Source organism: Rubellimicrobium arenae, from assembly GCF_017916275.1.
GTDB classification, from domain to species: Bacteria; Pseudomonadota; Alphaproteobacteria; order Rhodobacterales; family Rhodobacteraceae; genus Rubellimicrobium; species Rubellimicrobium arenae.
On the sequence record NZ_JAFMST010000010.1, the window covers coordinates 2,726 to 15,717 of the forward strand.

9 protein-coding genes are annotated in these 12,992 nt (G+C 67.6%); 6 read left to right on the forward strand and 3 right to left on the reverse strand.

Going from position 1 to position 12,992, the window contains the following annotated elements:
• Window positions 1-727: hypothetical protein (locus J3P31_RS15980; RefSeq protein ID WP_210529498.1), on the reverse strand; the 727-nt coding region annotated here is incomplete at its 3' end.
• A 1,065-nt stretch (window positions 728-1,792) separates the two neighbouring features.
• Here J3P31_RS15980 and J3P31_RS15985 point away from each other — a divergent pair.
• The 3 genes from J3P31_RS15985 to J3P31_RS15995 all read left to right on the forward strand — a co-directional run bounded on the left by J3P31_RS15985 (window position 1,793) and on the right by J3P31_RS15995 (window position 9,117).
• Complete coding sequence (locus J3P31_RS15985; RefSeq protein WP_210529499.1) at window positions 1,793-3,088, forward strand: GTP-binding protein; 1,296 nt, start codon at window positions 1,793-1,795, stop codon at window positions 3,086-3,088.
• A gap of 25 nt (window positions 3,089-3,113) precedes the next feature.
• Entirely contained in the window at window positions 3,114-7,778 is a 4,665-nt protein-coding gene (locus J3P31_RS15990; RefSeq protein WP_210529500.1) for a N,N-dimethylformamidase beta subunit family domain-containing protein, read from the forward strand.
• Window positions 7,779-7,980: 202 nt separating this feature from the next.
• Window positions 7,981-9,117: an NAD(P)/FAD-dependent oxidoreductase gene (locus tag J3P31_RS15995; RefSeq protein WP_210529501.1), complete on the forward strand. Its 1,137-nt coding sequence runs from the start codon at window positions 7,981-7,983 to the stop codon at window positions 9,115-9,117.
• Window positions 9,118-9,522: 405 nt separating this feature from the next.
• Here the strand turns inward: J3P31_RS15995 and J3P31_RS16000 are convergent, their stop codons facing one another.
• The gene (locus tag J3P31_RS16000; RefSeq protein WP_210529502.1) at window positions 9,523-10,410 is read right to left on the reverse strand and encodes a LysR family transcriptional regulator; all 888 of its coding nucleotides are present in this window, start codon (window positions 10,408-10,410) and stop codon (window positions 9,523-9,525) included.
• 152 nt (window positions 10,411-10,562) lie between these two features.
• Between J3P31_RS16000 and J3P31_RS16005 the strand changes: the two genes are divergently transcribed.
• From J3P31_RS16005 to J3P31_RS16015, 3 genes are all read left to right on the forward strand, one after another.
• The gene (locus J3P31_RS16005) at window positions 10,563-11,117 is read left to right on the forward strand and encodes an MFS transporter (protein ID WP_210529503.1); all 555 of its coding nucleotides are present in this window, start codon (window positions 10,563-10,565) and stop codon (window positions 11,115-11,117) included.
• Entirely contained in the window at window positions 11,042-11,572 is a 531-nt protein-coding gene (locus J3P31_RS16010; RefSeq protein WP_210529504.1) for an MFS transporter, read from the forward strand. Before J3P31_RS16005 ends, J3P31_RS16010 begins: the two co-directional genes overlap by 76 nt.
• 223 nt (window positions 11,573-11,795) lie before the next feature.
• Entirely contained in the window at window positions 11,796-12,560 is a 765-nt protein-coding gene (locus tag J3P31_RS16015; protein WP_246849594.1) for an SDR family oxidoreductase, read from the forward strand.
• A gap of 58 nt (window positions 12,561-12,618) precedes the next feature.
• On the opposite strand, the gene J3P31_RS16020 is transcribed toward J3P31_RS16015, so the two are convergent.
• Complete coding sequence (locus J3P31_RS16020) at window positions 12,619-12,990, reverse strand: response regulator (protein WP_210529505.1); 372 nt, start codon at window positions 12,988-12,990, stop codon at window positions 12,619-12,621.
• Window positions 12,991-12,992 lie beyond the last annotated feature (2 nt).

The following is a 12,992-nucleotide window of genomic DNA, read 5'->3' on the forward strand; positions in this document are numbered from 1 at the left end:
CCGCCTGGATGGTCTCGTAGTTCGCCGGATCGGTCCAGCCGTTTCCGTCCGACCAGTCCGGGCTGTTGGTCGTCACCGTCTCCCAGGTGCCTTTGCTGCGGTCCAGCCGCAGCGTCACCATTCCTGCATTGGCCCGCGCCAGCAGGTAGAGGTCATCGCCGACCCCGACCGCCTGGATGGTCTCGTAGTTCGCCGGATCGGTCCAGCCGTTTCCGTCCGACCAGTCCGGGCTGTTGGTCGTCACCGTCTCCCAGGTGCCGCTCTCGGGCCGGAAACGCAGGGTCCTGATGCCTGTGTCGGCCCTCGCCAGGAGATAGAGCTGATCGCCCAGCCCAACCGTCTGAAACGTCCCGATGTTGGCCGGGTCCGACCAGCCATTCCCTTCGGACCAGTCCGGGTTGCTAGGCCCAACAGGCTGCCAGGCATCGGTGCCGGAGTCGAGGCACAGCACCCCCAAACCGTCACGAGCCCAGGCCAGCAGGAAAAGGTTGTCCCCGACCGTCACTCCGTCGACGACCTTGTACCTGCTGCCGTCACCGCCGGGCTGTTGTCCGGTCGTGGCTGGCTGGCAGACCGGCGCTGCCGAAGGTCTGGTGTCCGGCGCCCGATACCATTCCATCCCTGCCCAGCTCGCTCCCCCCAGGACAGCGAGAGCAGCGGCAGTCCAAACCATTGGTGACATGATCCGCCTCAGCGATTGCACAAGCAACAGGAGCGATTTCACCATGAGGGTTCGCGGCGTTCGACTACTCCTTTCGCAGGGCCGGCCCCGCCCGACGGCGCGTTCGATACCTTTCCCCCCGATGCACAGGGCTTCTCCACGGTCGGCTGGCCATGGGCTCCGCCTTCGGGCGAGGCGCCATACTGCGAAAGGGTCCCGCGACCCATCGTAGGGCGTAGACTGGAGACCGGTTCGCCCACCTTATCGGGCAGGAGCGGCCCCCGAAGAACGGGGCGGCAGGTGCCGAAGCGATCGCGTTCCCGCGTGGAGTCCCGAAATGGACCCGGTTGTTACGCGACCCAGGACCAGGAACCCCGCCGATCCTGTTTCAGACCTGCAGGTGGCGTGTTCCCGAACCGGCAGAGTTGGTGCGCGCTCGTCGCCCAGTCCCGGAGGATGGCGGCTCATGGCCCATTCTGCCGTCGAAGGACGGGCGAGCGCAGGCCCACGACTCATTCAGACGCGGCAGGGTACAGGTGAGCGGCCATCGTGGTGCCCGAGGCTGGATCCATGATGACAAGGCCCCGTCATCGCTGACGAGGGAGGCGCCATCGCGGCTTGGCTCGCGCTGGTTCCGGCCCGGCCCGGCTCGATCACGTCCCGCAATGCCCTTGGACGCCGCCGGCGTGCGCGGGCGTGGCTCCCGGCAACGTTCCGCGCCGGCGCCCTCTCGTCCTCCCTTGGTCGTGGTGGCGCGAAGCTGCACGAGGGGAGGGCGCGCGGACAACCGGTCAGCGACGGAAGGCCCAGGGGTCCCAAAGGTCAGATCGGGGGATCGCATCTCCCGGCGACTTTCAGCCTGGCCGATCGGGCGCGGCAGGCGCCTGCTCGGTCCTCGCGGTCCCCCGCCCCTCCGCGAAGGTGAATGTCGAAAGCCTCGCGTTGCCTCGTGCGGGCCGGTGTTCACGCCGAACACTCGCCTTGCAAGGGCCTCAGGGCCGACCCGGGTCCGCCTGACCGAGCCTCTACCACTTATGGGTACATCTCCGTGGAAGCTACGCCCTCTGCGGCACTTGGTCCGGGCAGGAATGTCGGCCCATACACCTGTGTCTCTGATCTGGCGGAGGCTTCATGTCGCAAGGTCCACGCCTGCCTGTCACGGTCCTGTCCGGCTTCCTGGGCTCCGGCAAGACGACGCTCCTCAATCACGTCCTGCACAACCGTGACGGCCGTCGCGTCGCGATCATCGTGAACGACATGTCGGAGATCAACATCGACGCTGACCTTGTTCGCACCGGCGGCGCGGCGCTCAGTCATACCGATGAAGCGCTCGTCGAGATGACGAACGGCTGCATCTGCTGCACCTTGCGCGAGGACCTTCTGACCGAAGTGCGGCGACTGGCCGGCGAAGGTCGCTTCGATCATCTCCTGATCGAGTCGACCGGGATCTCCGAGCCCCTGCCGGTCGCCGCCACCTTCGCGTTCCGCGATGAGGACGGACGCTCGCTGGCCGATGTCGCCGAGCTTGATACCATGGTGACGGTGGTCGATGCCGTGAACCTCCTGCGGGACTTCGACAGTCACGACTTCCTCCGGGACCGAGGAGAGACCCGCGACGACGGCGACCAGCGTAGCCTGGTGGAACTGCTGGTCGAACAGATCGAGTTCGCCGACGTGATCGTGCTCAACAAGGTGTCCTCCGCCCCACCGGAGGCCCTGGCTGCCGCGCGACGCATCCTCGCGGGGTTGAACCCACGGGCCCGCAAGATCGAAGCCGATCATGGGCGCGTGCCGGTCGGCGCCGTGCTGGATACTGGCCTGTTCGCCTTTGAAGAGGCCCGACGCAACCCGCGCTGGGTGCGCGAACTCTACGGCTTCGCCGATCACAAGCCAGAGGACCTGGAGTACGGCATCGATTCCTTCGTCTACCGCGCCCGGGCGCCGTTCGAACCGGAGCGCATTCGCGACCTGCTGACCAGCGATCTACGTGGCGTGCTGCGCGGCAAGGGGCACTTCTGGGTGGCCACGCAGCCGGACCTCGCCTTTGAGTTCAGCCTGGCCGGAGCGGTGACGGTGATCAAGCCCGGGGGGCGGTGGTGGGCTGCGGTGCCGCCACAGGCCTGGCCGAGAGATCCGGCCAGCCTGAATCGCATCCGCACGCAATGGCAGGTGCCCTTCGGCGATCGTCGGCAAGAGCTCGTGTTCATCGGCACGGGGTTGCAGAAGCAGCGTCTTCAGGCCGCGCTCGACGCTTGCCTGATCCGCGACGTCGGGCGCCTGACGCCCGGGGTCCCGGTTCGCCGGCCCCACCCCTTTGGCGGCGGCTCGCGCCTGGATGCCGAAGGGCCGGGAGAGCTGAGCCGGATGCTCTCGGCGGGTGGACCGCCACCAAGGAACGACACTGGCCGGCCCCTTCGGCCGCCCTGAGAACTGAGATGGCTGGGAGGGCGTGATGGCGGACAATCGCATCGTGCTGGAGAACGCACGGACCGATGGAAGGATGGACCGCTCCTACTGGGATGCGGCCTCGAGCAAGCAGATCGAGGGGTTCGCCCGCGATTTCAGCGTGAACGCGGGCCATGGCGTCGACTTCAGCGTCAACGTCAACGGCGGCGCCGGCAGCGACTACAAGGTCGAGATCTTCCGCTTGGGGTACTATGGCGGCTCCGGCGCACGCGAGGTGGCATCCTGGGTCAACACGGACGCCAAGGTGCAGCCCAATGCCCTTTATGACCCGGCCCGCGGACTCAAGGACGCCGGCAACTGGTCGATCACCGATCACTGGGACGTTCCGGCCGACGCGGTCTCAGGAGTTTATCTTGCGCGCCTGCAACGGCTCGATGCGGCGGGCAACCCCGTCGGCGGAGCGACCAACCAGATCCCCTTCGTGGTGCGCAACGACGGCGTTGCCGCCGACGTGGTGCTGCAGACCTCCGATACGACCTGGCAGGCTTACAATGGCTGGTTCGGCAACAACGGTCAGGTTGGAGCCAACTTCTACGGCGACGCCAGCGGCACCGTAAGCCACCCCGCCGTGGCGGATCCGGGCGGGGGCGCCCAGAACCGGGCCTATGCCGTCAGCTACAACCGTCCCTTCATCACGCGAGACGGGACAAGCCCGGCCTCAGGTCCGCAGGACTACCTCTTTGGGGCCGATTATGCGGCGGTGTCCTGGCTGGAGAAGAACGGCTACAGCACCTCCTACATCTCGGGCGTGGACACGGATCGGCTGGGCGCGGACTACCTGAAGAACTACAAGGCCTTCATCTCGGTTGGCCATGACGAGTACTGGTCGGGCGGGCAGCGGGCAAATGTCGAGGCCGCACGCGATGCGGGCGTCAACCTGCTCTTCTGGTCCGGCAACGAAGTGTACTGGAAAACGCGCTGGGAAACCTCGATCAGCGCCGACGGCACGCCCTACCGCACTTTGGTATGCTACAAGGAAACTTGGGCGAATGGCGACCCGAATGCCGGGCCGGAGGATTACGCCAACATCGATCCGTCCAACACCTGGACCGGCACATGGCGAGACGTCCGCTTCCTGGCCGCGCAGGATGCCGCCGGGAACTACATCGCGGGAGGCACCGCCCCCGACCCCATCTCCGGCCTCTACCCGAACTGCCACTGCGCCGAAACGCAGCTGACGGGCCAGCTCTTCCTGGCCGATGACGCCGGTGGAGGCTCCGGAGCCGCTCTGAACATTCCTGCCGGCTTCGGCGGCCTGCGCGTCTGGCGCGGGACGGCGGCCACGGACGGCGAGATGAACGTCGCGCCCGGCGTGCTGGGCTATGAATGGGATGTGTCCCCCGACGATGCCAACCGGCCTGCCGGGCTCATCAAGCTGTCGGAAACCACCGTCGATTGGAGCTCGGTTCTCCAGGACCAGGGCAACAGGACGGCGCCCGGGCGAGCGACGCACAACCTGACGCTCTACCGCGACCCGGAGAGCGGTGCCCTGGTCTTTGCCTCCGGCACGGTGTTCTGGAGCTGGGGGCTGAGCAATCAGCACGACAGCTCGCCCTATGGCGCCACCATCGAGAGCGCACTCCTGAAGCAGTTCGCCGTCAACATGTTCGCGGACATGGACATCCAGCCGGGATCCCTGGACCCGCTGCTCAAAGTCGCGGTGAAGTCCACGGACATCACTGGCGCCCGCGCCGACATGGTCGACCTGCCCGCCCAGGTGGCCGCGCTGTCGACCCTGACCCTGACCGGCACCGCCACGGACAACGACGGGATTGCCGCCACAACGGATGGACGGGTGGCGCTGGTCGAGGTCTCGTTGGACGGCGGCCAGACCTGGAAGGCGGCGCAAGGCACCACGAACTGGAGCTATCAGTGGCGTCCTACGGTGCAGGGCACCTACGACATCCGTGTCCGCGCCATCGATGACAGCCTGAACGTCACCGGGCTCACTCTCGACCAGGACACGGTCACCGTGACGGCCCCGCCCCGGCCCGCCACCTTCAGCCTGTTCGACCCTGGTGTGGCGCTGCCTGCGGCGACCCGCACCTACAATGACGGCCAGAGCCTTGAACTGGGGATGCGCTTCAACGTCAGCGAGGCCGGCACGGTAACCCAGCTCAAGTACTACCGAGGAACCTCGGATGCCGGCGACACGGATGTTCGCGAAGGCCACCTGTGGCGCGCCAGCGACGGCGCATTGCTGGGAACCGTGACCTTCACCTCCACGGCCGGGCAGTCCGGCTGGCAGGTGGCGAACCTGTCCGTGCCTGTCGGTCTGGTGGCTGGGGTGGATTACATCGTCTCGTACAAGACGGCCAACAACTACGTCGCGACCGAAGGCTTCTTTGCGCCCGCCAACGATGTCGCGTTCGACGGCCTGGACGACAACGCCTTCTCCGACCCCTTCGTCATGGTCCATGCTCCCCAGGATACCGGGACCGGTGTGGCCGGGAACGGCGTCTACGAGTACGGCACAGGGCTTGTGGTCCCCAGCAACACCTATCGGGCCACCAACTACTGGACCGATGTCACCTTCCGCCCCAATCCGACCGCACCGAACAGCCCGCCGGTCTTTGCGACAGGCGATTTCACGGTCGCGGAGAACAGCTTTGCCGTCGGCACGGTCCAGGCCACGGACGCCAACAGCGACGCCCTCACCTATGCCATCGCCGGGGGGGCGGATGCAGCTCTGTTCAACCTGAACGCCTCCACCGGGGCGCTGACGTTCAAGGTGCCGCCAAACTTCGAGGCGCCCGGCGATGTGGGGGCGGACAACATCTACGACCTGAGGCTCAGCGTCACCGACGGGCTTTCCGCGGCGGTCTTCACGAACGTCCAAGTCCGCGTCACCGACGTCAACGACGCGCCGGTGGCGCTGGTGCTCAGCAACGCCACCGTGTCCGAGGCCGCCACGGCTGGACAGGTGGTGGGCGCCCTGATGGGCACTGACCCCGATAGCGGCGACACCCTGACTTACCGGCTCGTGGACTCCGAAGGCGGGCGGTTCGTCCTCAGCGGCAACCAGCTGGTCGTGGCCGTGGGCGCGGCGCTCAACCGCGAAGCGGCGGCCTCCTACAGCGTCACCGTGCGGGTGACGGACGCGGACGGAGCAAGCCTGGACAAGAGCTTTGGGATCGAGCTCATCGACGTGGACGAGTTCGACGTCACGAAGCCTGTCGACGGCAACACCGCTGCCAACGTGGTGAATGTGGGCGCGGCCGCGGGGACCACGGTCGGAATCACGGCCCTGGCCTCCGATGGGGACGCCACGACCAATACGATCACCTATTCTCTCACCGACGATGCGGGCGGCCGCTTCGTCGTCAATCCCACCTCTGGCGTGGTGACCGTGGCCACGGGCGCAAGCTTCTCCACGAGCACCCCTTCGCACCAGATCATCGTGATGGCCACCTCGGCCGACGGCTCCACCGCCTCCGAAACGCTCCAGGTCAACGTCACCGAGGCCGCGCGCCTCAAGGTGACCCTGACCAACGGCAGCGACATCTATACCGCTCCGGACAACCGCTCCTACGAGGTGCAAGGGCTCTCGGGCTCCGACTCCATCACAACCCTCGGCGGCAACGACCTGGTGAACGGCGGCGCGGGCAACGACACCATCTCCACCGGCGAGGGCCAGGACATCATCGAGGTCACCGGCACCACGGCTGGGGAGGACGCGATCAACGGCGGAGCCGGGACCGACCTTCTCCGCGCCACCGTTGCCGGCACCCTCATCCGCCTTTCCAGCCTTTCGGGGATCGAACAGATCTCGGCCAATGGCCTTGCCAATGTGAAGGTCGTCGGAACCGGCGCGGCCAACACCTTCGATCTGGCGGGCGTCACGCTCACCGGGATTACCGCCATCGACATGGCCTCCGGCAACGACACCCTGGTCGGCTCGGCGGGCCATGACACGATCTTGGGCGGCAGCGGCACGGACAGCCTGGACGGGGGCGCCGGCAACGACGTGATCGACGGCGGCACCAGCAGCGATGTGCTGAATGGCGGTCTGGGCGACGACCGCTTTCTCATCGGCCCGAGTCCCGGGACCGACCAGATCAACGGCGGCGGCGGCCTCGACACGGTCGAGATCGGGACCACGGGCATCACCGTCTCGGTGGGCAACCTCGCGAACGTCGAAGTGGTGACCACCACCTTCGCCAATGTGACGCTCTCGGGGACGGCCGGGGCCGACGTCATCAGTTACGCGGAGATCAGGTGGTCCGGGCTGACCCTGGTCGACGGCGGCGCGGGCAACGACACCATCCTGGGCGGTCCGGAAGGGGACCGCCTTGCCGGGCGGGCCGGGGCCGACAGCCTGTCGGGCGGAGCCGGCGAGGACGACTTCGTCTACTTCGCGGCGACCGACAGCCGGGGCACGACGGCGGATACCATCCTCGGCTTCGACGTCGGTCTCGACGACATCGACCTGTCGGCCATCGATGCGAACTCGCTGGTGACCGGAAACCAGGACTTCACGTTCATCGGCGACAGCGCCTTCTCCCGGGTGGCCGGGCAGCTGCGGGCCGACACGACGAGCGTCCCCGGACAGACCCGCATCTTTGCCGACATCAACGGCGATGGCCGCGCTGACATGGAGATCCGCTTGGACGCCACCCTGATCCTGACGCGGGATGACTTCGTGCTTTGAGCCATCCGGGTGTCTTGTCCGCCGGGACCGCGTCGCCCGCGCCCCGCTGATCTTCGATCCTTCCAGGATCGTGTTCCCGTCCTTGGCCCAGGTCGTGCTGGATGATCAGCCAGCTCAACGCAGTCCAGAGCTCCGGGCGGAGGGCCGGTGACCTGACCATCCGGACGTTTGAGGAGGAGCCAAGGCCCGGTATGTCTTCCGCATGACTGAGATCATCGACTCGGTAGTGGTCGGCGCGGGCGTCATAGGCCTCGCGATTGCACGTCAGCTGGCTGTCTTGGGCCACGAAGTCTTCGTGCTCGATCGTGAGATGGATTTCGGCCTGCACACAAGTTCGCGCAACAGCGAGGTCATACATGCGGGCCTGTATTATCCTCCGGGTTCGCTGAAGGCGGCGCTCTGCGTACGTGGAAAAGCTCTGCTTTACGACTACTGCCGGCGCAGGGGCGTGCCTCACCGGCAACTGGGCAAGATCATCTTCGCCACTCGGCCATCCGACGAGGCGGTCCTTGATGCCATCGAGGCGAACGGGCGTGGAGCGGGCGTGGAGGACCTCCGGCGGTTGGGGCGGGCCGAGGTCGGCGCTCTGGAGCCTGCTCTGGACTGCCAGGCTGCGCTGCTCTCGCCATCGACGGGCATCGTTGATTCACGGGCGCTGATGACGTCCTTCCTTGAGGAGATCTCCGCCGCCGGGGGATCATTCGTGGGCCGGTCGGAGGTTACGCATCTGTCACGTCAGCCGGGGGGCTGGGGCCTTCATCTTGGTGGCGAAGCGGAACCCATGGCAGTGGCGCGTAACGTGATCAACGCAGCCGGGTTGCACGCCAGGACGCTGGCTGATCATACCGAAGGGCTGGACGCCCGTTTCCGGCCGAGAGTCCGCTACGCCCGTGGCGTCTATTTCACCTACTCGGGTAAGGTGCCGTTCTCGCACCTGATCTATCCGGTGCCGGTGCCGGGGGGGCTGGGCACTCATCTCACTCTCGATCTGGCGGGCGGTGCCCGGTTCGGGCCGGACGTGGAATGGATCGAAGACGTCGACTACAGCATCGATCCGGGGCGCAAGCCCGCGTTTCTTGCCGCAGCGCGTGCTTTCTGGCCCGACATCGATCCCGACCGCCTGAGCCCCGGCTATGCAGGCGTCCGTCCAAAGCTGAGCGGCCCCGGTGAACCACAGGCCGACTTTGCGGTCATGGGACCGGCCGAGCATGGCCTTGAGGGGCTCGTGAACCTGTTCGGGATCGAATCGCCCGGCCTGACTTCGGCGCTCGCGCTTGCCGAGGACGTGGTGCTCCGGCTAGAGGCATCCCCTCGGAGCGAGGGGGTACGCCTGGTCTGATGGCGTGGGCGGCTCCGTTCTCAGTACTTCGCCGTGCCGAGCTGGTGCCGTGACGACCCGCAGAAGCGAGGGCCGTCCCCTGACGATCAACGCGCCCGACCGATCATCCCCGATCAGCTGGGCTGGCGCCTGGTGCGCCTGGAGCTGACGGGCTGGCTTGTCGATCGCGACAGGGCCCCGGATCAACCTGACCAGTTGCTGATCCGGCTCCTCGATGAGAGCCGCCGGAAAGCAGGAAAGGTCCGCCGTCAGGAGGAGGAAGTTGAACAGGCTGCCGAGGGGGCAGTCGCTGCCAAGGAACCTCCTGGTGGGCCGCAGGAAGGGCGCGAGATGAGACGATGCGTATCCTGAGACGTCTGCGCCGCCGCAGCCAAGGCCCACGGACCTGCCGCGTGCGTTGCCTGATCAGCGGGCCTGCCGCCGGAGGGCCTCGATCACCACGGCCAGGGCCGGGGCGATCTGCCGTCGACTTGGGTCGTAGAGGTGACAGCCCGGGGCGGGCGGGCACCAGTCCGCCAGCAGCTGGACAAGGCGACCCTCGGCCAGAGCCGCTGCCGCTACGTCCTCGGGCAGGTAGGCCAGGCCCAGGCCTGCCACGGCCGCCTCGCGCGCCGGCGTCACGTCGTTCACGGCCAGTGGCCCCTCGACCCGGACGTCGAGAATCCGGCCCTCCTTCGCGAACTCCCACGCGTAGAGGCTCCCCGACGTGGTCTGGCGGTAGTTGATGCAACGGTGCGCCGTCAGGTCCTGCGGCATCACCGGCCTATCCCGCCCTTCCAGGTAGGCCGGCGCCCCGACCACGATCCAGCGCAGGTCGGGCCCGATGCGGACCGCGATCATGTCGCGCTCCACCGCCTCGCCAAGCCGGATGCCGGCGTCGAAGCGCTCGGCCACGATGTCGATGAAGCGGTGCTCGATGACGGCTTCGACGCGCAGGTCCGGGTAGAGCGGCAGGAGACGCGCGAGCGCGGGCCAGAGGATTGTCTCGTAAGCGTGCTGGCTGGTGGTGATCCGCACCGTGCCCGCCGGGGTGTCGCGTAGCTCGGTTAGCGCCGCGAGCTTCGCCTCTATCGCCTCGAGTCCCGCCCGCGCGGCGCGCAGGAGCCGCTCACCCGCTTCCGTCGGCGCGACCCTCCGCGTGGTGCGGGTCAGGAGCCGCACGCCCAGGCGCTCCTCGAAGGCGCGCATCGCGTGGCTCAGGGTGGACTGCGTGAGCCCGAGCCGTGCCGCAGCGCGGGTGAAGCTCCGCTCCTCGGCCACGGCCAGGAACACGGTCAGGTCCTCGCGGCGCATTTATGGCATCCAACCATAGGCTCAAGCGATCTGACGCACCTGATCACAAGAGCTGTCGGGGTCTATGTCCCGCGTCATCGCCACGGACGGCAGGCTCGGCGGCGTTCGGGCGCCGGATCTCCTGCCGCCAACCTGAAGTGGACTCCCGACCCATGACGGTCATCGGCACCAACGTGACCAGCTCCGCGACCTCGGAGCCCGCGTATGGCTCGGTCCGGCCGGCCTGGGGCGCGGTGCTTGCTAGGACGCTCTGCGTCGTGGTCCTCATCGCCTCCGAGTTCATGCCGGTGAGCCTGCTCACGCCCATCGCGCAGGATCTCGGGCTGACCGAGGGGCAGGCGGGCCAAGCCATTTCCATCTTTGGCCTCTTTGCCGTGATGACCAGCCTGCTCATCATGGTGGTCGTGGGCCGCCTCGACCGGCGCATCGTCGTGATCGGGATGGCCCTGCTCCTGGCCGTCTCGGGCACGGTGGTCGCGCTCGCGCCCGACTTCCTCGTCCTGATGACCGACCGCTGGCTCTCGCCGCCGCCCTCTGGCAGGCCATGGCTCTCCCGCGGCTGCCCACAAGCGGGCAGGGCCAGACCGGCAACGTCCTTCGGCTCCTCAGGGACAGCCGGTTGCGGGTCGGCATGGGCGCGATCCTGCTGTTCGTCATGGGGCAGTTCGCGCTGTTCACCTACCTGCGACCGTTCCTCGAGCAGGTGACCGGCGTCGGCGTGTCCAGGCTGTCGGCCCTCCTCCTCGTCAACGGCGTGGCGAGCCTCGTCGGCACCCTTCTGACCGCCCACGCCATCCGGGCGAGCCTGTCCGTCACGCTCGTGGCGGTCCCGCTGGTCATGGCCGGGCTCGCGCTGGCCCTGGCACTCTTCGGGGCCTCCACTTGGGCCGTGGCTGGTCTCCTGGCGCTGTGGGGCCTGATCGGAACGGGCGGGCCGGTGGTCTGGGGCACCTGGCTCGCGCGGACCCTGCCCGAGGACGCCGAGGCCGGCGGAGGACTTCAGGTCGCGGTGATCCGGCTGGCCATCACCCTTGGTGCGACCGTCGGCGGCCTGGTCTTCGATGCGGCCGGTCCGGTCGCGGACGTCACGGGCAGCGCCGCGATCCTGGCCCTTGGGTCGGTGGTCGCGTTCGTCAGCGCCCGCGCGCTTCCGCCTGCCTAGCTTCGCCCGAGCGGCCCCGCTCATGGCCGGAGCCCAACGTCTTCGACGTGCCCTCGCCGCCGCGACCGGGCGATCGAGGAGACGACCAGCCAACTTTCCCGGCGAGGTGATCGCCTCCACCCACGCCTCCCGCAGCAGAGGCCCATCATGATCAAAGACAAGGTCGTCATCATTACCGGCGCATCGTCGGGCATCGTCGGGCATCGGCGAAGCGACCGCGAAGCTGCTCGCATGTCAGGGCGCCAAGGTCGTCCTTGGCGCGCGGCGCGCGGACAACCTGAAGCGGATCGCCGACGAGACCGCGAGAGACGGCGGTCAGGCCGTCCACCAGGAGCTGGACGTGACCAGTCCGTCCGACAACGACGCCATCGTGAAGCTTGCCCAGGAGACCTTCGGCGGCGTCGACGTCATCTTCCTCAATGCCGGCATCATGCCGAACTCGCCCCTTTCCGCGCTGAAGACCGACGACTGGCACCAGATGGTCGACGTGAACATCAAGGGCGTGCTGAACGGCGTCGTGGCCGTGCTGCCCACCTTCACCGAGCGGAAGTCCGGGCACGTCATCGCGACCTCGTCGGTGGCCGGGCTCAAGGCTTATCCGAACGGCGCGGTCTATGGCGGGACGAAGTGGTTCCTGCGCGACTCCATGGAGGTCCTGCGCATGGAGTCCGCCATGGAGGGGACGAACATCCGCACGGCGACGATCTACCCGGCCGCCATCAACACCGAGCTGCTGGGCACGATCAGCGACAAGGGAACGTCCGAAGCGATGCAGGGCATCTACGACAGGTTCGGGATCTCGCCGGACCGGATCGCCAATGTCGTGGCCTTCGCCATCGGCCAGCCGGCGGACACCACGGTCAACGAGTTCACTGTCGGGCCGGCCAACCAGCCCCTGGTGAGATGGGGCTCCGTCGGGTGCGGAGAGGCGGCCGGACCGGAGCCGGCCTACTCGGCTTCGGGACCTGACGGGTTGACCTGTGCATGAGGCGTGAACGCCGCCCCCGTAGCAGGTGGTGGTGGTGGTGGTGGACGGAAGTTCGGCCTTACGCCCGTGAACCGAAGATCGCCCTGGCCACCTGCCGAGGGTCGATAGGCTTCTCGCAGAGGGGCACGTCGGCGTAGCGTTCGGGAATGGCACCCCGGTCGTAACCGGTGGCGAACACCATTGGCACGCCCCGCCCCCTAAGGGCGTCGGCCAGCGTATAGGCCATCTCGCCTTGCAGGTTGATGTCGAGGACCGCCCCGTCGAGCCGCTCCGTCCGGTCGATCAGGGCGATGGCCTCGGCCAGGGTGGCCGCCGGTCCGACCACCACGGCCCCCGCGCCTTCGAAGATGGCGGTGAAGTCGTCGGCGATGAAGAAGTCGTCCTCGACGATGAGGATCTTCTGTCCGGCAAGGGTCCTGGCGCTGGCCATGG